7 protein-coding genes are annotated in these 23,067 nt (G+C 68.2%); all 7 read left to right on the forward strand.

Going from position 1 to position 23,067, the window contains the following annotated elements:
* The first annotated feature begins 110 nt into the window (after positions 1–110).
* The 7 genes from IM770_RS16650 to IM770_RS16680 all read left to right on the forward strand — a co-directional run bounded on the left by IM770_RS16650 (position 111) and on the right by IM770_RS16680 (position 23,027).
* The gene (locus IM770_RS16650; RefSeq protein ID WP_307785493.1) at positions 111–1,628 is read left to right on the forward strand and encodes a sugar transferase; all 1,518 of its coding nucleotides are present in this window, start codon (positions 111–113) and stop codon (positions 1,626–1,628) included.
* A gap of 47 nt (positions 1,629–1,675) precedes the next feature.
* The gene (locus IM770_RS18230) at positions 1,676–3,526 is read left to right on the forward strand and encodes a DUF4012 domain-containing protein (protein ID WP_203582284.1); all 1,851 of its coding nucleotides are present in this window, start codon (positions 1,676–1,678) and stop codon (positions 3,524–3,526) included.
* Positions 3,523–4,020, forward strand: coding sequence for a VanZ family protein (locus IM770_RS16660; protein WP_203582285.1), 498 nt, complete (start codon positions 3,523–3,525; stop codon positions 4,018–4,020). Before IM770_RS18230 ends, IM770_RS16660 begins: the two co-directional genes overlap by 4 nt.
* A 326-nt stretch (positions 4,021–4,346) precedes the next feature.
* Complete coding sequence (locus IM770_RS16665; protein ID WP_203582286.1) at positions 4,347–14,234, forward strand: prealbumin-like fold domain-containing protein; 9,888 nt, start codon at positions 4,347–4,349, stop codon at positions 14,232–14,234.
* Positions 14,235–14,480: 246 nt separating this feature from the next.
* Positions 14,481–20,426 (forward strand): SpaA isopeptide-forming pilin-related protein, encoded by a 5,946-nt coding sequence (locus IM770_RS16670; RefSeq protein WP_203582287.1) that lies wholly within the window; start codon positions 14,481–14,483, stop codon positions 20,424–20,426.
* A 516-nt stretch (positions 20,427–20,942) separates the two neighbouring features.
* The gene (locus tag IM770_RS16675) at positions 20,943–22,577 is read left to right on the forward strand and encodes a hypothetical protein (RefSeq protein WP_203582288.1); all 1,635 of its coding nucleotides are present in this window, start codon (positions 20,943–20,945) and stop codon (positions 22,575–22,577) included.
* A gap of 162 nt (positions 22,578–22,739) precedes the next feature.
* A complete protein-coding gene (locus IM770_RS16680; protein WP_203582289.1) occupies positions 22,740–23,027 on the forward strand; it encodes a WXG100 family type VII secretion target in 288 nt (95 codons plus the stop codon).
* Positions 23,028–23,067 lie beyond the last annotated feature (40 nt).

The following is a 23,067-nucleotide window of genomic DNA, read 5'->3' on the forward strand; positions in this document are numbered from 1 at the left end:
GTTTGTCCTCAGCGGGGGCTGTTATCCTTTCAATGGCACCGACATCGCCGGGCGAGCGGTGCATTCCTGGGGGGCATGTCGGTGGGGGCTGAACGCTGCGAGGCGGTGTTGTGACGGATCAGCGATTTGAGTTCGCGCCTGCGTCAAATGGTGACTTCGGTTCGCCCCGGTCGGCGTCAGCCAAGCCGACCAAGTCACCTGCTCGGGATACCGGTTGGCCGCGGCGGTATGCGAGCCGGCTCTTCTACTCGGACGCCGCAGTCATCGCCGTTACGTTCGCCTGCTATACCTTGTTCGCCCTCGACGAGATCTCGCAGCCAGTGTCCTGGCCGGGGCCGGTGGAGCTGCCCTACTGGGCGTTGCTGATTTTCGTCGCCTTCGTGTGGCTGATCGGCTTGGATGTCATCGACACACGGGATCGGCACATAGTCGGGCACGGCATCACTGAGTATCAGCGATTGGTCAATGCCACGCTGGCGGTCTTTGCGTTCCTCATAGCGTTGGCGTTCTTCCTTCAGATGGACGTCGCGCGGTCGCTCTTCGCCCTCGCGTTGCCGCTCGGCCTCGCGGGTCTGCTCGCATCGCGCTGGATATGGAGGCAGTGGCTCCGGCGTTACCAGCGCAAAGGCAACTACGTCTACCGTGCCGTGGTGCTCGGCGAGCCCGCGAAGGTCGCGCACATCATCCGCCAGATCCAGCAGGCGCCCGACTCCGGCTTCCTCATCGTCGGTGCGGTGATCACCGAACCACAGAAGACCGGCGAGCTGGCCGGCGTTCGCGTCGTCGGCGACCTGAAATCCGCGACGAGAGCCGTCGAAGCAGTGGGCGCCGACATGATGATCGTGTCCTCCGCCGATGCGCTCGACCCGAAGGCCATGCGACGGATCGGCTGGGAGATGGCTGACCGCGACGTGGATTGGGTCGTCGCGCCCGCCCTCACCGATGTGGCGGGTCCCCGCATCCACGCACGGCCCGTTGCAGGCCTCCCGCTCGTTCACGTCGACTTCCCGAAGCTGGAAGGTTACAAGCGAGTGGCCAAGCGCGCGTTCGACGTCATCGGATCGTCGCTGCTGATCCTGGTGTTCTCGCCGATCCTCCTCGCAACGGCCATCGCGATCCGCGTGGACGGGCCGGGCCCGATCTTTTACCACCAGACCCGCATCGGCCGGCGCGGCCGCGAGTTCGGCATGATCAAGTTCCGGTCGATGGTCGCCAACGCGGACGACCAGCTTGCGAGCCTCCTCGACGTCCAGGGAACCACCGACCAGCCGCTCTTCAAGGTGACGAACGACCCGCGCATCACGAAGGTCGGTCGCTTCATCCGCAGGCACTCCATCGACGAGCTGCCCCAGCTCTTCAACGTCTTCCTCGGCGAGATGAGCCTGGTCGGACCCCGCCCGCAGCGGGCGGCTGAGGTGGCGTTGTACGACGACGACGCCCACCGGCGGCTCCTCGTCAAGCCGGGCATGAGCGGCCTGTGGCAGGTCAGCGGTCGTTCCAAGCTCTCGTGGGACGACGCCATCCGCCTAGACCTGTACTACGTCGAGAACTGGTCGTTCACCCAGGACATTCAGATCCTGTTCCGCACGATCAAGGCCGTCATCGCGCCCGGCGAAACGGCCCACTGACCGTGCCTCTCGGCGCGATCACAGGCCTTGCCGGATAGCATCCTCTGGTGTCTCCCAAGCCTCGCCCCGGTCGCTACCGTCATGGTCGCGCCGGCAACCACGCGCCGTCCCCGCGGCGGCGTCGGCGCTGGCCATGGGTCCTCGCCGGCACGGTCCTGGTCATCGGCGGCATCGGCGCCGTCGGAGGTGTCTTCGCCCTCCAGGCACTGGAAGTCCGCGACGACCTTATGCTCGCCAAGGCGAAGCTAGGGTCATTGACGGAGGCGTACAAAGTCGGCGATGCCGCCCAGCTGCAGGCGATCGGTGCGGAGACGCTCGATCTCACTGCCCAGGCGAACTCCACGGTGCAGGGGCCGCTGTGGGACATCGCGTCCGCGGTGCCCGTCGTCGGTGCGAACGTCGCCGCGGTCAAGAGCGCCACTGAAGCCACCCACATCATCGTCCGCGACGCCCTTCCACCGGGCATCGAGCTTCTCGGGATCATGTCGCCCGACAAGCTCAAGGTCGAGGGCGGAGGCATCAACCTCGCCCCCTTCCAGCAGGCTCAGCAGACGCTGCCGCATATCAAAGGCGTGCTGGCGCAGGCGCAGGGAAAGATCTCCGGCATCGACCGAGGCGAACTGCTGCCCGTCGTCGACGAAGCTGTCGGCCAGCTCATCGGGGTGGTCGATCAGGCCGGTCCCTTGCTCGACACTGCTGAGCAGCTGCTCCCCGTCGTCCTGCGCATGGCAGGGTCGGAGGGTCCCCGCAACTACCTCGTGGTCTTCCAGAACAACGCGGAGATCCGGGCGACCGGCGGCAACGCGGCCACCTCGACGCTGATCCACACCGACAACGGCAAGATCCAGAAGGTGGAGGACGAGACGGTCGAGGACTTCTACCTGGCCGGTGTCAACGGCTGGCTCAAGTCCGACCTACCGGACGAGACGCTCGAGCTGTACGAGGCAGATTTCACGCGGAACGCGCAGAACTTCAGCCGCACGCCCGACTTCCCGACTACGGCGTCGATGTTCTCGCAGCTGTGGACGCAGACAAACGACACCCAACTCGACGGCGTCATCTCCCTCGACCCCGTCGCGCTGTCGTACATGCTCGCCGCCACCGGCCCCGTGCCACTCGAGGACGGTTCCGAGATCAACGCCGAGAACGCGGTGAAGCTGCTGCTGAGCGACACATACGAGCGCTTCGGCAACAACGGCCTCGCTGCGGATGCCTACTTCTCGGATGTCGCATCCCGCGTGTTCGACAAGATCGCCAGTGGCTCGTGGGGACCCACGGCCATGATCGACCAGCTGTTGCGATCGGTCGAGGAGCAGCGCATCTATGCCTGGTTCCCGCGCGAGGACGAGAACGCCATCGTCACGCAGTTCAACGTCGACGGCGCGCTCCCTGCCGACAACTCCGAGGCGACGCAGGTCGGCATCTACCTGAACGATGCGTCGTACAGCAAGCTCGAGTACTACCTGTCGACGACGATGAACGTCATGTGCGACCCCGCAGCCCGCACGATGACCACGACGCTCACCATGTCGTCCACCGTCCCCGGCAACGACCTGAGCGGCTACACGCTCGCATGGCGCAATCCGTCGATGAACCTGCCCCGCACGACGATGATCCTCGACACGCTGTACGTCGCGCCGCCCGGCTCGACGATCACCGCCATCGCGCCGGCAGATGGTGACATCAAGAGGTGGAATCGCGACGGCGCCGAGAAGGGGCATCCGCTCTCCAGCCGCACCATGCTGCTGAAGATGGGGGAGACGAAGACGGTGTCGTTCACGACCCAACTCCCCGAGGGTGAGCTCGGACCGCTCGAGGTGCGCTACTCGCCCACGGTCACCCAGACCCCGGTGACGGTCGACGGCTCGTGCACGGGACTGTTCCGGGCGGCCGAGTGAGCCAGAGGCTGCCCTCGACGAGCGGACCGCGGCACGCGATCATCGCCATGATGGCGGTCGGCTACGGGATCTTCCTCGCGTTCGTCGTGTTCTGGCCGAGTCCGATCGACGCGCCGGTGCAGGGGCTTCTGGAGCGCGCGATCTCGGAGCTGCACGAACGCGGAGTGCCGACGTTCGTGGATTACGAATTCATCGAGTCCTTCATGAACGTGCTGCTGTTCGTCCCTGTCGGATTCCTGTTCGGTCTCATGGTGCCGCTGCGCTGGTGGCCTGTCGCCCTGCTGCTCGGGCCCGCGCTTTCGGCCGGCATCGAGCTCGCGCAACGCTACGTGCTCGATGAGCGCGTATCGACGGTGAATGACGTCATCGCCAACTCGATCGGCGCGACCTTCGGCGTGCTCTTCGCTGTCGTGATCCGCGCGATCGTGCGAGCGCGCGACGAGAAGGTGATCGAGCGGTACGAGGCTCTCCGCGGCGCGACGATCTCGGATTAGCCGCCGCCCGGTGACCGTCGGATCGGCCGGGCGACCGCCGCGCTCTCGTATGCGTCGTCGCGGTCATCGACAAAACCCATCGCTGGGATCCCTTGACGCGGCTGTCGCACCCCCGCTAGCTTGACCGTGGGCTACGTGTCCGGTGCAACTGGGGAGGAACACCGGAGACACTTGGGGGGCCTGACCGGGAATTCGGGTTCTCCTTGAGCTGACATCAGCGAGAAGGGGAAACCTTGATGTCTGGGCAATGGGGAAATGACGGTTCGGCGCGCTCGGGAATCCGGCGCAAGCTGCGGGCGGCTCGGGAGCGAGACCGCAAGCTGACGATGAGGCACCGTTGGTACGCCGGGGGAATTGCGACGCTGCTGTCCGGTGCGCTGATCTTCACCGGGGTCACGCCGGCGATCGCCGGAGTCGTGCCACCTCCCGCCGACGAGGCGACGAGCGAGGCGACCCCGCCCGCCGAAGACACGACGGCACCTGCGGAGGAGACCCCCGCGGAGCAGGCGCCGGCCGAGCCGGCACCGTCCGAGCCGGCACCGTCTGAACCGGCCCCGTCCGAGCCCGCTCCAGCTGAGCCGGCGCCGGTGCCGTCGGAGCCCGCGCCCGCGCCGTCCGACGACGCCGAGCCGAGCGACGACAAGCCGGCCGATCCGTCGAAGCAGTCCCGCCTCGCTCCGTCCGAGGACGGGGGCGTCGTCGTCCAGTCCGTTCCGACTCCCGGAGCGGGTGAGGCCGTCATCACGGTCAAGGTCGGTTCCGACCGCACCGGCATCACCGGCGTCACGAACCTCATGGGCGTGGTGCTCCTTCTGAACGAAGGCACGGCCGGCGGCCCGAACGGGTCGCGTCCCGACGGTGTCGCAGGCACCGGCGACGGGTGGGCAAAGTGCACCTCCGACGCCGACGGCGATTGTTCGTTCGTCGTGCCCAACACCGGCAACGGCGGATCCAACCGCGACGACCGCTACTGGGTCGTCCAGTCGAGCGTTCCCGCGGGGTACTACATGAACCCTGTACTCCGCGTCGGCGGAGCCGCCGGAAGCGGCTCGGAGCTCGCGTACCAGTTCCGCACCGGCACACAGCTCCGCAGCGGACAGACGTACTCGTCGCAGAACGCGAACAACTTCATGCTCTCGTCGGGCACGAACGACAACGCGTCGGGCGGCATCTGGCAGCAGTCGCGCAACAACCCGACCCTCGCCCCGGCCTGTGGTCTCGACGTCGCGCTGATCCTCGACATCTCGGGCTCCGTCGGCGACGCCCTGCCCAACCTCAAGCAGGCGGCCAACACCTTCGTCAACTCGCTGCAGGGCACCCCTTCCCGGATGTCGCTGTTCTCCTTCTCGTGGCAGACGCCCGGAGCTGGGGCCGCTGCGAACTACCCCGACCTCGTGCCGGTCTCCACCGCCGCCCAGGGCACCACGTTCAAGAACCGCTACGCGGGCTGGACGTCGTCCGGCGGCACGAACTGGGATCGCGGCCTGGGTATCGCCGCGTCGTCGAACACCGGCGCGAACAAGTTCGATGTCGCGGTCATCATCACCGACGGCAACCCGACCACCTACAACCAGCCGTATCAGGGCACCGGCAGCGACAACCGCTTCCGCGAGACCGAGAACGGCATCTTCTCGGCCAACGCGCTGAAGGCTGCGGGCACGCGCGTGCTCGCGTTCGGCGTCGGCGCGGGTGCGACCGGCGCGACGAACTCGCTGAATCTTCGCGCGATCTCCGGCCCGACCGCCTACACCGGCAGCAACGGCTCGGTGGCGGACTACTACCAGACGAACGACTACGCCTCGGTCGGCAGCGCGCTGCGCAACCTCGCGCTCGGAAACTGCTCGGGCAACCTGACGGTCACCAAGCAGATCGTTCCGAACACCGCCCCGGCGGGTTCCATCGCCGGCGCAACGCCGGCCGGTGCCGGCTGGCAGTTCTCCGGTGTGTCGAACACCCCGGGCGTGACCACGCCCACCGCCAACCGCACGACGACCAACGACGGCACCGGCACCGTGACCTACCCGCTCGACTTCGGCGGCGGCATCAGCACCGGCAACGTCACCGTCACCGAGACGCAGCAGGCCGGGTTCACGCTGACCCAGGTCGGGGGCTTCAACGCCGTCTGTCGCAACCTCAACACCCAGGCGGCGGTCCCGGTGACCAACCAGGGCGCGCTGGGCTTCTCGGTAAATGTGCCGAGCACGGAGGCCGTGAACTGCGTCGTCTACAACCGCGCCCCGAGCCCTGAGGCCGACATCACGGTGACGAAGCAATGGGTGGTGAACGGCACACCGTACGCCAACGGCGCGCAGCCGGCCGAGCTCACCGCGCAGCTGCGGCTCACCGGTCCCGGCGCCGCCGGTGCCACCGCGCAGGGCTGGGGCGTCACGCGCACGGGTTATACCCAGGGCGACTCCGCGACGATCAGCGAGACGGTGGGCCTCATCGATCCGCAGCTCTGCACCAACGATGCACGGGTGACCGAGGTCAACGGCTCGCCGATGAACGTGGCGCTGGGCTCCGGATACCAGGTCGCGCTGGCGAGCGAGCACAACACGGCGACCATCACGAACAACGTGACCTGCCGCAGCACGCTCACGCTTCTCAAGGCGGTACAGGGCGGCGACGAGCCCGCGAGTTCGTGGACGCTCAACGCCCAGAGCACCGACCCGGGCAACCCGCTCGCGTTCGCGCCGGGCACGACCGGCGTCAAGCACGACGTCACTCCGGACGCGCGGTACCAGCTGTTCGAGACCAACGGCAGCCCGCTCTACGCGCAGACCGACAACCGCACCAACATCCAGTCGAACCCGCTCTCGACCGGCTCCGCCACGTGCATCGAAGTCGACGCCGACGGCAACCCCGTGCCCGGCAGCGGATTCTCCGACGGCATCAACGGCGGTGTGAACGTGCCTCTCGGCACCAACGTCGCGTGCACCTTCACGAACCAGACCGCCGACCTCACGCTGCTCAAGCACGTCGTCAACGACAACGGCGGTCCGGCGACGGCCGATGACTGGGAGCTGACCGCGACGCCGGCGACGCTCACCGGTCTGACCGCGACGACGGTCACCGGTTCCGAGACGACGGTCGACGCCAGTACGTTCCAGGTGCGTCCGCGCCACACCTACACGCTCACCGAGTCCGATGTCGACGGCTACCAGTTCCAGAAGCTGCAGCAGTTCGTTGGCGGAACGTGGGTGGACGTCGTGGCCAACGCCGACCCGGCCGGGTTCCCACGCCAGAACGGCGAGGGCGACTGGATGATCCAGGTGGCCGGCCTCGACAACCCGGTGTACCGCTTCGTGAACGACGATGTCGCGCCGAAGCTCACCCTCGTCAAGCTCGTCGTCAACAACGACGGCGGCACGGCCCAAGCCGGCGCCTGGACTCTCTCGGCGAACACGCCGGGCGGCCCCAGCATCACCGGCGCGACCGGAACCCCCGCGGTCTCGGCGCAACCCGTCAAGGCGGGCGTCGTCTACACGCTGTCCGAGTCGACGATCGCCGGCTACGCGCTGACCGATCTGTCGTGCACGGACTACGCCGACACCACCGAGCAGAGCCCGACGCTGACCCTCGAACCGGGTGATGACGTCACGTGTACGTTCACGAACGACGACCTTCCGGGCAAGCTCAGGCTCCTGAAGGTGGTCGACGACAGCAACGGCGGCAGTGCCGAGCCCGAGGACTGGGACGGGATGCTGCAGGCGAAGCGCGGCGCGGATGCCACGCGCTCGTTCGACCACAACGAGCTGCAGGACGTGCCCGCCGGCGTCTATACGCTGAACGAGCTGCAGGGCGTGTCGGGCTACGAATGGACCGACCTCACGTGCTCCACGGGCGGAACCTCGCTGGCGAACAAGACGGTCACCGTCGCCAACGGCACCACCGTGGTGTGCACGTTCACCAACCGCGCCGTCAAGCCCACGCTCACGCTCATCAAGATCGTCGACAACAACGACGGCGCCGGTTCGGCTGAGCCCGAGGACTGGACGCTCACCGCGGCGGCGGCCGGTCAGCCGTCCGTGACCGGGCAGGGAACGGCATCCGGCACAGTCATGCCGGGAGTGGCATATACCCTCAGCGAGAGCGACAACGTCTCGGGGTACACCGCCGGAGACTGGAGCTGCTACGTGACGGGAAGCGACCCGCGCGTGGAGTTCCCGATCGGCGACGAGACCGTCGCTCCGATCCCGGGCGTCGACGTGACGTGCGAGATCACGAACACGGCTGTGCGCGCCGACGGCAGCATCGTCAAGAAGGTGAGCCCGGGCTCGCCGACGCAGATCGCCGACGGTGCGGACGCCGGCAGGTGGCGGATCGTCTACGACATCACCGTGACGAACGAGTCGCGCACGTCGACGCTGTTCTACTCGCTCACCGACGCCCTCAAGCTCGGTGCGGGCATCACCGCCTCGTCGGCGAGCTGGACCGGTCCGAACGGCAACGGCGACTTCGACCTCGCCACCGGCACGGCGACCCTCGCGACCAACGCCTCACTGGCACCGCAGACGAACGCCGGGCAGCCGCTCGCGACGCACGTGTACACGGTGACCGTGATCGCCGACGTCGCGCCGAGCGCGGCCGGGGCCGCGACCTCGGTCTGCACGGCCACGCAGCCGAACCGGGCGTTCCTCAACACCGCGACCCTCACGGTCGACGGCGAGCCGACGACGGTGCAGGACTGCGCGCAGCCGGCGTTCCCGACCATCACCAAGGTCGGAAGCCCTGCCTCGCAGAACACGGATGCCTCGTGGGACGTGGAGTACACCGTCACGGTCACGAACCCCAGCGCCACGACGGCGGTGCAGGCGACGCTGACCGACGCGTTCCCCGCCGCTCCGGCGGGCTGGACGCTGGCCGGGAACACGTGGTCGGTGACCGCGGTCGGCAGTGCTCCGCCGCCCACCGCGGGTACCTTCGCTCCGGGCAACGGCACGATCTGGCAGGGCACCCTGCCGGCGAACACGTCGTACTCGTACACGGTGGTGGCGACGCTCGCGCCATCCGCGTCGGCGACGCCGATCGGCGACTGCGCCGCGCAGGCGGGCCTGAAGAACAAGGCGAGCGTCACCTCCGGCCAGGTGGTGAGGGATGCCGAGGACTGCGTCAGCGTCGTGCTGCCGCCTGTGCAGGTGTTCAAGGCCGACGGCGTCGTGACGCAGCTGGCGGACGGCACGTGGCAGATCGACTACGAGATCGAGGTGCAGAACACCAGCGAGACGACCCGCACGGTCTACACGCTGACCGACGCGCCTGACCTCGGCGCCGGGTTCACCGCCGCACCCGGATCCGGTACGTGGCGCGATCCCGCGGACCACAGCGTCGAGGTGCCGGCGCCCGCGGCGAACACGGCGATCGGCCTGAAGGGAGACGACGACGGCACGCACACCTACGTATACCGCGTGCTCGCCACCTTCGACGCCGAGACCGAGGACCCCGAGCTCGAGTGCGTGCCCGGCCAGGGCGGGGCGTTCCACAACGTCGCAGCCGTCGTCTTCCCGGGCGGGACCGACGACGACGACGCGTGCGCCGAGCCCGGTGCGCCGACCGTGACCAAGACCGGCGCAGCGCCGGCCCCCGGCCCCGGAGGATCGTGGACGATCTCGTACACGGTGGAGGTGGAGAACACGAGCGGCATGACGCTCGCGTACACGCTCGACGACGTGCCGCTCGCGCTGCCCACCGGGGTCAACCTGACCACGGCGTGGGCGGTCACCGGTCCGGTCAAGGCGCCCGCCGACGCCGGTGAGGCGACCCTGACGCCGGGCTGGGACGGCGGCGTGCAGCCGCAGGTCGCCACGGGCACCATCCCGACCGGCGCCACCCACACCTACACGGTGACGGCCGGAGTGACGCTCACGACGAGCGTCGACCCCGACGACCTCCGCTGCGGTGAGATTCCCGCAGAGAAGGACGGCTTCTGGAACACGACGGTCGTGACGAACGGCGTGTTCGAGGACTCGTCCGAGGACTGCATCCAGATCCTCCCGGTGCCGGTCGAGATCGAGAAGTCGAACGGCGTCGCGTCGCAGGGAGCGGCGGGCATCTGGACGATCGCATACCAGGTGACGGTGTCGAACCCGAACCCGCTGCCCAGCGTGTACTCGCTGACGGACGACCCGCAGTTCGACCCGACCAGCTTCGAGATCATCACGGAAGGCTGGCTCGGTTCGCCCGACACCACCGACGTCCCGATCGACGCGAACGCCACCGGCGCGGCCGCCCACGTCTACACCTACGTGGTGACGGCGCGGAACACGGTCGACCCGGTGCCTGCGAGCGGCCTGCTCTGCACGCCCGGTCAGGGCGGCGGCTTCTACAACGTGGCGACCGTCACCTTCCCGGGCGGCACCGCCGACGACGACGGCTGCGCCGTGCCGGCGAAGCCCGTCGTGAACAAGATCGCCCTGCCGTCGGTGCAGAACACGACGACAGGGGAGTGGACGCTGCGGTACGCCGTGTCGGTCACGAACCCGTCGCCGATCGACCTCTGGTACTCGGTGAAGGACACCCCCGAGGCGCTCCCTCTGGGCTCCATCGGGGGCGCGTGGGAGGTGCTCACCCCGACGCTGAACGGTGGCGGCACCACAGTCGTCAACCCGCTCTGGAACGGCGCCGGCGTCCTCGACCTGGCGACCGGCCAGATCCCGTCCGGGGCGACGCACACCTTCACGATCAACCGGACCGTCAAGATCCCGGCATCCGTCGATGAGGACCTGCTCGACTGCCTGAGCGAGGACGGCGGCCTGTGGAACGGCACCGTCGTCACGAACGGCATCGGCGGCAACGACGCCGAGGCCTGCGCGCAGGTCGACCCGCCGGGGGTGACGATCGACAAGACCGTCACCAGCACGTCGCAGCGGGCCGACGGCACGTGGGACATCGCCTACCAGGTCGTGGTCACGAACGAGTCGACCGAGCTGGCGGCGGTGTACTCGCTGGAGGACGAGCTGCTCTTCGGCGGCGACATCGAGATCCTGGATGCCTCGTGGACGGGCCCGACCGGCGGCGACGCGTTCGCCGGGCCGGCCTGGGCCGACAGCCTCGCGACCGACCAGGTGCTCGCGCCGCGGGCCGGCGACGCGGGTGTCGACACCTACACGGTGACCGTGCACGCGGACGTGGATGCGGAAGCCTGGGAGGGCGAGACGCTCGCCTGTGAGGACGGCGAAGGCCCCGTGGCCGGCGGCTTCCTCAACACCGCGACCGTCACGGTCAACGGCGACGAGATCATCGCGGACGACTGCGAGGAGCCGGCGTTGCCGACCTTCGAGAAGATCGGAGTCTCGGCGGCGCAGGACGAGGACGACGCGACGAAGTGGCTGGTGACGTACGAGCTGCGGGTGACCGACGGCGGCTTCGACACGTTCTACTCGCTGTCGGACACGCCGGACTTCGCCGACGGGATCTCGGTGATCTCGGGCTCGGCCCAGCGCACCGACACCGACCCCGACGGTCCGGTCCTTCCGGTGACGGCGGGCGCCGACTTCGTGGCCGATGTGCCGCTTGACGCCGACGACGCCCCGCACGTGTACACGGTCGCGTGGCTGGTCGACATCTCCGACACGTTCGACCCCGACCTCGCAGCCTGCGAGGGCGAGGGGACGGGCTTCTTCAACACGGCGATCCTGTCCATCGGCGAGACGGAGATCCCCGGCGAGGCCTGCATCCCGGTCGAGGAGCGCGTCTACCCGGTGCCGACCAAGACGGTGACGTCGACGACGCAGGATCCGGAGACGGGGGACTGGACGATCCTCTACGACATCGAGGTGACGCTGGCTCCCGAGGGACCGCTCAACCCGAAGGGCCTGTCGGCGGAGTACGACCTCGTCGACCGGCTGCAGTTCGGAGGCGACATCCTCATCGGCAGCGCGTCGTGGACGGGCGAGTCCGAGGGTGAGTTCCCGGGTCCTGCCGACCCGGCGGACCTGGCGGTCGACAAGACCATCGACGCGGGGGAGACGCACACCTACCAGGTGCGGGTCGTCGCGTCGGTGACCGAGGAGGCGATCGACGGCGACACGACCGACTGCATCAGCAGCGAGGGTCCGCAACCGGGTGGCTTCCTGAACACGGCGCTGCTCACGTCGGGCGGGACCGAGACTCCGGTCGACGCCTGCTCCGAGCCGGTCTTCCCGACGATCCAGAAGAACGGCGGTGAGACGACCGACAACGGCGACGGCACGTGGGACATCGAGTACCTCGTCACGGTGCGGTACCCGGAGTCCGGCTCCGACCCGCTGCCCGAGTCGGTGGCCTACGACCTGACGGACGCTCCGGCGCTTCCGGCGGGCGTCGAGCTGGAGGGCGACTGGAACGCGGAGGCGCGGGACGAGGTCACCCCCGACCCGACGAACCCGACGTGGAACGGCTCCGGCACGTGGACCGTCGTCGACGACGGCGAGCTGACGCCTGAGAACGACGTGCACACCTACCGGGTGTTCGCGACGGTCTCGGTGACGGCGCCGCCGACGAGCGACCCGGTGCTGTGCGAAGACACGGAAGAGACCGGCATCCTGATCCCGAACGTGGGTACCATCACCTCCGGTGAGTACACCGACGACGACGAGGGCTGCCAGGTCGTGCACTTCGACGACGTGGGCATCGAGAAGACGGCGATCCTGGCCGAGGGTCAGGAGTCGGTCGAGCCGGGCGACGAGTACAGCTACGAGCTGACCGTCACCAACTACGGCACGCGGCCGGCCGTCGACGTGCGGGTGACCGACGACGACCTCAACGATCGGCTCGACATCCTCGGGCTGACCGTGTCGCCGGCTGAGGTCACCTGGCACACCGCGCCCGGCTGGACCGAGAACGGCGGCGACCAGACGAACGACGTCGTCGATCTCACGCTCGACACGCTGGGCGTCGGGGAGTCGGCGGTCATCACGATCGACGTCGAATTCCTGCCCTACGAGCAGGAGCCGGTGTTCTACGACCACGACAACAACCCCGAGACGCCGGACATCGAGGGTCTCCCGCCGCTGGTCGGCGACGAGGGGCTGCCCGAGATCCCGGAGCCGATCGATCTGCTCGAGAACACGGCGTGCGTCTCGATGGAGGCCGACGGGGTCGAGGAGAACAACTGCGACGACGCCGAGGTGCCGGCACGCGACGTGGTGGCGCTGGTGTACACGCGCTGCGTCAACGACGCTCCGTTCCTGGGTTGGGCGGTGACCAAGTCGCAGTCGTTGATCGCCGAGCCGATCGACTTCCTGTGGGTGCCGAACAACGCGGACGTCACGCCGCAGACCTCGCCGGCTCAGGTGGCCATCACCGAGCCGGGTGGATCGCTCAGCTGGAGCGACGAGATCGCGTGGCCGGGAGCGGTGTTCACACCGCCGCCGTCCAGTATCTCGATCGACTACCCCGGTTGGCGCGCCATCGAGGGTTCGGACATCGTCCCCGGCTCGATCCCGACGCAGTACTACCTGCCCGGCACCAACGTCGTGATGACGCCGGCGCAGCAGGCGGACTACGTCTTCAACGGGCTGATCCTCGACCCGAGCGAGCTGGACTTCGCGTGGCGCGGGGTCACCGACATCACATTCACCGTGAACCCGACGCTCGAGTTCTCCACGGCGTACCCGCCGGCGACGCCGGAGTGCTTCGTCGCGCGACACACCGAGGTGCAGGTCGAGAAGACGGCGAGCGTCGAGCGCACCGAGCCGGGCAAGTCCTTCAGCTACACGCTGGACGTGGCGAACGTGAGCGAGGACTCGGCGGCGGAGAGCGTGGTCGTGACCGACGCCATCCCGGCCGACATCCGGATCACCGCGGTGAACTGGCCGGGCAAGGGCGACGCGGACGCGTTCCCGAACTGGCAGTCCTGCGAGGTGACGGGTCAGAACGGGGCCGGTTACGGCGGCACGCTCCGGTGCGTGCTCTTCGGACCGCTGCAGCCGATCAACTCCGACAACGGCGGCGCCTCGACGGCTCCTCGGATCACGCTCGCGGCGACGGTGAACCCGTCGGCGACGGTGAACACGATCACGAACGTTGCGGTGGTCGATTACCACACGTTCGGTGACCCGGACGACCCGGGGCGCGACTCGGACGACGCGACGGTGCTCCTGTCGTCGCTGCCGGCGACGGGCACCGGCACGGTGTGGCCGCTGCTGACGCTCGGGTTCCTCGTGCTCCTGGCCGGTGTCACCGCGGTCGTGGTGACGCGCCGACGCCGCGGCGAGGTCAAGCCGACGCTGTGATGATCACCGGAGAGGGCGGGCTTCCCCAAGGGCCCGCCCTCTTCGGGCTCGTCAGGTGTTTTTCGTCCCGTTCACTTGACGCCGGTGGACGCCGGGCATACCTTTGCCAGCGGGAACACGTTTCGGCTCGTGTTTGGGGAGAACGCCGAACCTTCTAGGGGACGCCTTTTTTTCGGCCGTGGTCGTGACGTGCTGGGAGGGGCTCCATCTTGGGGCACCCTGTGTCGTTTCGACCAAGGGTGAATGATGTTCAGTCGTACTTTCGTGCGCACCTCGAACAACGAGGGTCTGCGCCGCCGCATGCGTCAGGAGCGGAACGAAGAGCGCAGGATCGCGCTTCAGCACCGCTGGTATGTGGGAGGGCTCGCGACACTCGTCGCGAGCTCGCTCGTGTTCTCGGGCATGTCTCCGGCATCGGCGGAGGAGGTGACCCCGACCGACCCCGCAGTCACGACGACAGAGGCGACGGCCACGGATCCGGCGACGACGGATGCCGAGGCCCCGCCGCCTGCGGAAGAGCCGGTCGTCGAGGAGCCGAAGGTCGAGGAGCCGGTGGCGCCCGAGGCGACGGCGCCGGAGGAGCAGGTCGCGGAGAGTGACGTGCCCGCCGAGGCCGACACGCCCGTCCTGAACCAGTCGTTCTCGACTCTCGCCGCGCCGACCGCTGCCGAGGACGTCGCAGCACTCGCGTGTACACCGCTGTTCTATGGGTTCGAGATCGATGGCGATCGTCCGGCGAACTGTGGAGGCAACGACTGGGGCAGCGTGCCCGACTCGACCACGAACGCTCACGGTCCCTACAAGACCGACAATGACAAGAGCGACCCTGCGACCTGGTACGCGGCAGGCAATCCTGCGCAGCACTCCACCATCCTCAACGGGCAGGCGTGGTCGACGATGGTGAATGGCGATCCCATCCTGTTCGCGGCATGGGACCGTGCCAGCGGCACTGGCTCCTCCGGCTTCATCATCGAGATCACGAAGGCCCCGACGCGTTCGGGGGGCATCGGCAACGTCCCGCAGCCCGACCGGTCACTCGGAGGGACCGTCTTCTTCCTCGACCAGAGCGGCAACGACGGCACGATTCTGCGGGGTGTCTGCACCTACACGAGCACCGCGAACTATCCAGGCACCTGTGTGACGAGCAACTTCCCCGCGAACAGCTTCATGGGCGTGACCAGCGAGGACGGCACCTTCGTAGAGGTCGGGCTCAACCTGGCACTGCTGGCGAACGTCAAGCCGGGCTGTCCGCCGACGATCGGCTCCGCGGTCTACATCCGGTCGTTCACCGGCAACAACAACGAGCTCGGCGGCAACATCCAGGCTTGGGCCGGCCCGCTGACGATCACCCCGCCGTCCACCTGCGGCACGCTCACCATCGTCAAGAAGAACGAGGCCGGTACCGGGCTCGAGGGAGCGACCTTCCGGATCACTCCGAGTCCGATCAGCAACGACGCCTTCCTGGATGTCCAAAGCGGAGCGGGCGGCTCGGTGACCGTCCCCAACGCGAAGCCGGGCAGCTACTCCGTGAAGGAGACGGTCGCGCCGGCGGGTTACCTGTTGCCGACGCCTGACACGCAGCCCGCGTCGATCGCTACGGGGCAGACCACGACCCTGACGTTCGTCGACCCGCTCGGCAGCGCGACCTGGCTCAAGAAGGATGCCGCAGGCAACCTGCTCGGCGGCGCGACCTTCCAGCTGTCCGCGACGGGCGGCGCCGCTGCGGCGGCACCGTGGGCGAGCACGTTCCCGAAGACCGTCGTCGACAACGGCACGAACGACGCCGACCCGGTGGCCGGCCAGATCAAGGTGGTGAACCTCCCCACGGGCAGCTACTCGGTGGCTGAGACCGCCGCGCCGGCGGGCTACGTCCTGGACGGCACGCCCAAGACCTTCACGATCTCGCAGCAGACGCCCAACGCGTCGATCGCGACGGCGTTCGTCAACATCCCGTACGCGACGGTCACGCTGACCAAGGTCTGGGTCGACTCGTTCCCGGGCGACAGGGCCGACATCTCGATCGGCGGCACGGCGACGGCCAACGGCACGTCGACCGCTCCGACGAACGGGCCTGTCATCCAGGTCTCGGTCGCGCCCGGCTCGCCGCTCACGCTGGCGGAGGCCCTGCCTGACGCGAACACCGGCGAGTACTCGTCGACGCTCGCGTGTGTCGGCGCGACGGTGTCGAACAACACCGGCACCGGCGGATCGATCACCGTTCCGGCCTACCCGGCGTCGGCGAACGGCGTGCAGTGCACCTTCACCAACACGGCGATCAAAAAGACCGTGAAGCTGCAGAAGGAGTGGATCGACGCGATCGAGGGCGACACCGCTCAGCTCACGGTCGGCGGCAACTCCAAGACCTCGACGGCCGACGGGTCTGCCGAGCAGCTCGACACCGTGAACGTCGCGGAGGCCACGGTCCGGGTGGGCGACACCGTCAACCTCAGCGAGGTTCTCGCGGGCGTCGGCACGTACGGCTCGACCTACGAGTGCACCGCCGGCCAGACGACGGGCACCGGCACCGGCACGTCGTTCACGCTGACCGTGCCGAACGCGAACGTCACGTGTACCTTCACCAACACCGCGGACCGCGGCACCGTGACCCTCAACAAGCAGTGGGTCAACGCCTTCGCGGATGACGAGGCCGACCTCTCCATCACGGGAGCGGGAACGGATGCCGCGACCTCGGTCGCGACCGGCGGCAACAGCACCGACAACACCAACGTGGCGTCGGTCGAGGTCCGCGTCGGCGAGAAGGTCACTCTCTCGGAGAGCCTGCCGGGTGCGAACACGGGCGAGTACACCTCGACGTGGTTCTGCTCGAACGGGACGCAGGGCGCAGGTGGGAGCATCCCCGAGATCACCGTCGTCGGTGACCTCGACTGCACCATCGTGAACACCGCCCGGGAGATCACGGTCCGCGTCGACAAGCGCTGGATCGACGCCTTCCAGGGCGACGACGCGACGCTGTACATCAACGGCGACAACGACGTCTCGACGGCGACGGGGGTCGTGAACCAGCTGGATGAGGACGTCGTCGTCAAGACGGTCCGCATCGGCGACGTCGTGAACGTCAGCGAGACCCTCGCCGGCGACAACGTCGGCACCTATCTGAGCGGCTACGCCTGCTCGGTGGTGCAGGACGGCGTCGGGTCGGGCACCTCCTTCCAGTTCACGGCTCCCGACAGCGACGTGACCTGCACGTTCACCAACGCCGCCAAGAAGGTGCAGGTGACGCTGCAGAAGCGCTGGATCAACTCCCTCGAGGGCAGCAGCACGCTGCTGAGCCTGAACACGCTGACCAGGACGTCTCTGGCGAACGGTGACCCGGGGGAGTACGAAGACCCCGTGAAGCTGACGCTCGAGGTGCGGGTTGGCGCGATCCTGCCCTTCAAGGAGGAGCTCAACAACGTCGGCGTGTATTCATCCAACTACCTCTGCCTCGGCGGGGGTGTGGTGAGCGGCAACGGTCAGGGCCGGGAGTTCACCCTCAAGGTCACCGACGGGAACACCGCCTGCTTCTTCGTCAACCGCGCCCTCACCAGCGACGTCACCGTCGTCAAGACCTGGGTGAACGGTCAGGAAGGCGACACCGCCGACCTGAGCATCACCGGTGCCGACGCGGACGCCGAGGGCACCTCGACGTCGAACGGTGACGTCGGCGAGTGGACCGACACGGAGAACGCCGTCACCGACCAGGCGACGATCGGCGGGACGGTGACGGTCACCGAGGTGATCGACACCCTCGCAGGGGATCCGTCGGATTACGCGTCGTCGCTCGTCTGCACCGATACGACCGGGACTCTGGTCGACGTCGATGCGCGCACCGGCTCGTTCACGATGCCGAACGGCGCTGTCCAGTGCGAGTTCACGAACACGGCAGAGCGTCCGACGCTCTCGCTCGTCAAGGTCGTGAACGGTGCTCCGGTCGCCGACACGAACTGGCAGCTCTTCGGCACCCCGGAGGACGGTGACGTGGTCACCAACCCGGCGGGTGGCGACGTCGCTCCGACGCCCGTGCTGCCGGGCCTCCCGCACGAGCTGACCGAGGAGGTCATCGGCGACGCCGTCGGCCTCGACGAATTCGAAGCCGAGGAGTGGTCGTGCGTCTCTGACGACGCGGGCACCATCACGCTCACCGACAGCGAGCCGGGCTCGGCGACGCTGCGAGGCCTCGACAAGGGCGAGCACGTGGTCTGCACCATCATCAACAGCCACATCGACCAGGGCTTCACGGTCGAGAAGGATGCTGTCGACTCGGTCCAGAACGAGGACGGCTCGTGGACGGTGACCTACGAGATCACCGTGCACAACAACAGCGTCGTCGTGCCCATCACGTACGACCTGGTCGACACGCTCGACACCCCGGCCGCCGGCGTCACCTACACGGGTGCGTCGTGGACCGGACCGACGAGCGGCTCGTGGACGCTGCCGAGCCTGTCGGCGCAGCTGGCCGACGACCAGGTTGCGCCGCCGAACAACGGCTCGAACGACCCCGTATACACGGTCGAGGTCGACGTCGAGGTCGCCGCGATGCCCGCCCAGCCGGGCCCGTGCGCCTCGGCGGAGGGCGAGGGCATCGGCATCGTCAACACGGCGTATCTGACCGTCGGTGAGGTCACCGAGGACGACAGCGCCTGTGGCACCGTCCACTTCGACGACGTCGACATCGAGAAGACGGCGACCGACCTCCCCGAGGGCGGTTCCGTCGAGCCGGGTGACACGTTCGATTATGTGCTGACGGTGACCAACAACGGCACGCGCGAAGCGGTGGACGTGGTCGTGACCGACGCGGTCCCCGACCGTCTCGAGGTGACGAACATCGACCTCCCGGCGGGGTGGAGCAACGACAACGCGCCCGACCTCGTCGACGGCGACAACGTGCTGCAGGTGAGCACGCCGACGCTGGCGAAGGGCGCGTCCGCCGCCATCACGGTGACGGTCGAGTTCCTGCCGGCGGAGGTACCGCCGGTCGAGCCGGGCGACGGCAGCGAAGAGCCGCCGGTTCCGCTCGAGGAGCTCGTCAACACCGCGTGCGTCGCGGCGGAGCGCGACCAGGTCGAGGAGAACAACTGCGACACGGTCGACATCCCGGTCCGCGAGATCACCGCGGTCGTCTACACCAAGTGCGTGGCTGACGCCCCGTTCCTCGGCTGGACGATCACCAAGTCGGCGGCCCTCCTGAACGAGGAGATCGACTTCCTCTGGACCCCCGACAGCGGGACGGAAACCACCGACCCCGCGGAGGTCGCGATCACCCAGCCGGGTGGCACGGCGACGTGGAGTGCTGAGATCGAGTGGCCGGGCGCTGCTTTCACCCCCTCGGGCGTGAGCATCGACTACCCCGGATGGCGGCCGATCGTCCTGAGCGACGTGGTGCCCGGCTCGATCCCGACGCAGTACTACTACCCGGGAACGACCGACATCATCTCGCCCGAGGACCAGCCGGACTACATCTTCAACGGCCTGATCCTCGACGACCGCGAGCTCGACTACGCGTGGCGGCTCGGTTCGACGATCACCTTCACGGTCAACCCCGAGCTGGTGTTCCAGACCGAGTACCCGGTGGCGACGCCTGAGTGCTTCGTCGCCCGCCACTCGGACGTCCAGATCGAGAAGACCGCGAGCGTCGAGAAGACCGAGGCGGGCAAGTCGTTCACCTACACCCTCGCGGTGGAGAACATGAGCGACGACGCGGCCGCCGAGTCCGTGGTGATCACCGACGCGATCCCCGCCGACATCAAGATCACCGACGTCAGCTGGCCCGGCGAGGGAGACGACACGGTCTTCCCGAACTGGCAGTCCTGCGAGGTGACCGGTCAGAACAGCGCGGGATACGGCGGCAACCTCGAGTGCGTGCTCTACGGACCCCTGCAGCCGCAGGGCGCCAACGAGATGCCCTCGGCCGCGCCGACGATCACGCTGGCGGCGACGGTGAACCCGTCGAGCACGAGCACCTCGATCACCAACGTGGCGGTCGTCGACTACCACACGTTCGGCGACCCGGACGACCCCGGACGCGACTCGGATGACGCCGTCGTCCAGCTCACGTCGGTGCCGCCGCTGCCGGCGACGGGTGGTCAGCTGCCTCCGCTGCTGGTGATCCTGGGTCTGCTCGCCCTGCTCGGAGGCGCGACGATGCTCGTCGTCACCCGCCGTCGTCGCGGAGAGGTGAAGCCGACGCTGTGACGTGAGAGAGAGCGGGACTGCCCCAAGGCCCGCGCTCTCGCACCCTCCGGCTTTCAGCAGGCCGGACACTCGAGCCCCCCGCCCCAAGGCGGGGGGCTCGAGCGCGTGCAAGGAACGGAGAGGGGGACGGATGCCGCGGCCCCCGGCATCCGCTCCGCGCGTCGATTTCGCCTATTCGAGCTGTCACGATAGCCTGCACGAACGGCGGTTCTCCGTCGTGTCCGCGGCCTTCGGGAAGGCGGCGGATCTGGGTCTCGCTCAGCCCGAACTGCGTGGGGTCCGAACCCGTCCTGTGACGGGAGGACGGCGTGCCCCCGCGCGTCGAGAGTGAGGACCGGCACCCCCGTGCCGGAGTTGGACGGCGTGCCCCCGCACGTCGCTGGGATGTACGGCGTGCTCCCGCACGTCGCTGGGATGTACGGCGTGCTTCTGCACGTCGCTGGGAAGTGCGGTGCGCCTCGTCGCGCCGTTGAGACGGCGCTTCGCGCCGAATAGGGGAGGATCACTGTGTCTGCAGTGCGCAAGAGAACGTTGAAGGCGCTCGCCGGGGCGTTGATGGCGGCGGCCCTGGTCGTGGCGCCGCTCGCGACCGCCGGCGCGTCTGCCGCGAAGCCCGACAAGCCGGAGTCCTCGGGCTCCTGGACAAACGACACCAACAAGGTCGAGTACTGGGAAGAGCTCTACAAGGCTCACAAGGCCGACTGCTACAAGGTCGAGGGCGCGAAGAGCTCCGACCACGGCACGGTTTCGCCTGATGAGAAGAGCATCACGCTGAAGGAGTTCAATCAGTCGTGGCCGGGCGACCACTGGGAGGTGCTCGTCATCAAGGCGGGAAGCGCCGACCAGACCGTCATCGAGCACCCGCAGGCCGGCGTTCCGTACGCATCGCCGATCAACAACGGTGGCCAGCAGGCCGAGATCTCCCACTGGATCGTCTGCAAGGGGGAGAACCCCAAGACCGAGCCTGTCGTCGTCACGCCGACGCTCGACTGGACGCCCCCCAGCTGTGACGTCGCAGGCGAGCTGATCAAGGGCGCCGGCGCCATCTGGACGTCGGCCCCGGGCACGAACGGTGCCACCATCTGGACCGCGAAGCCCGCGCCCGGCTACGACTTCCCCGAGGGGATCAAGACGATCTGGGAGGTCCCGAACCTCGCGAAGCTCGTCGAGGGCTGCGCATCGCAGCAGCCCGAGGACAAGGTCACCGAGGAGAAGCAGTCGGTCACCGATTGTGTGAACGGCTACGTGGTCACCACGACCACGACCACGACCACGCCCTTCAAGTGGGACGCCGACACCAAGACGTGGGTGCTCGACGAGTCGAAGGCTCAGACCGTCAAGGACGAGAAGAAGCGCGAGCTGACCGACGAGGAACGCGAGGAGTGCTACCCCACGACGACCAAGACCACCTACGGTGAGTGGGCCGATGGTGAGTGGGACTGCGGTGACACGACCGTCACGCAGACTCGCGAGGTCTACACCACCGTGTATCGCGGCGAGGTCGCCGAGCCGACCGTGACCACGACCGAGAAGCAGACCCGCGACCTCACGTCCGACGAGATCGGCGAGGACTGCGAGCTGGTCCCCGGTGACATCACCTCCATGTGCGTGAGCGACGTGCCGTACCTCAGCTACGAGGTCACGCTGCCCGAGGGCTTCGAGGCCGACAGCGAGACCCCCGTCACCATCACGTTCGTGAACCCCGACGGCGAGGACTACGTGCGCGGCGACCAGCCCCTCAGCGGCTCGCTGCTGTGGCCGGGCGCCTCGGACGGACCGACCAAGATGTGGCCGGGCTGGGAGCTCGTCGACGGTGAGTACGTGAAGACCGACGGCAACTTCAACTGGACCCGCGAGGGCGTCACCGTCCGCTTCGCGGTCAACCCGACGTACGAGACCGTGGTCGAGTACCCGGCGGCGACCGCGCTGTGCGCCAACCCGCCCGTGGGCGGCGGCGACGACCCGACCGACACCCCGACGACCGACACCCCCACGACCGGCACGCCGGCGTCGGATGACTCCGAGGCGCTCGCCGCCACGGGTGGCGGCGTCAGCCCGATGTTCGCGGTCGCCGGTGGCACCGCGCTCCTCGCCGGCATCGCCGCAGTGGCCTTCGCGGCCTACCGTCGCCGCCAGGCGGGAACGCGGTAACCCGGATCAGTCAGCCGGAGAGGGCGGTCGCGCGCAGCGCGGCCGCCCTCTTCTGCTGCGCCGTCCACATGGGGAATCATCCCCATCGAAGCTGTTCGTCACCTCGTATTAGGGTGCTTGTGGGCCTGATCGGGTCTGCAGGCTTTGACGAAGGGATGGATCATGGCTGATTTCAAGGCGTCGTATGGCGAGATGGAGTCGATGGCGGGCAAGCTCGACACCGGTCGTGAGGAGATCGGTGACACGCTGCGTCGTCTGAAGAGCGATGTGGACCGTCTGCTGGGCGATGACTTCAAGACGCAGCACGCGTCGGGCAAGTTCGGTGAGGGGTACAACGAGCTGACCACGGGTCTGGAGAAGGCCATCGAGGGCATCTCCGACATGGGCGAGTCGCTGCGCAAGATGATGCAGGCGATCAAGGACACCGACCAGGCACTCGCCGGTAACTGATCTTCCGGGGGCGGATGCCGCAAGCCTGGCTTGCGGCATC

Source organism: Microbacterium hibisci, from assembly GCF_015278255.1.
GTDB classification, from domain to species: domain Bacteria; phylum Actinomycetota; class Actinomycetes; order Actinomycetales; family Microbacteriaceae; genus Microbacterium; species Microbacterium hibisci.

Excerpts from the sequence above, each read along its gene's own strand:
- IM770_RS16680 (WP_203582289.1), top strand. The coding sequence starts at position 22,740 with ATGGCTGATTTCAAGGCGTCGTATGGCGAGATGGAGTCGATGGCGGGC.
- IM770_RS16670 (WP_203582287.1), top strand. The coding sequence starts at position 14,481 with ATGTTCAGTCGTACTTTCGTGCGCACCTCGAACAACGAGGGTCTGCGC.
- IM770_RS16665 (WP_203582286.1), top strand. The coding sequence starts at position 4,347 with ATGAGGCACCGTTGGTACGCCGGGGGAATTGCGACGCTGCTGTCCGGT.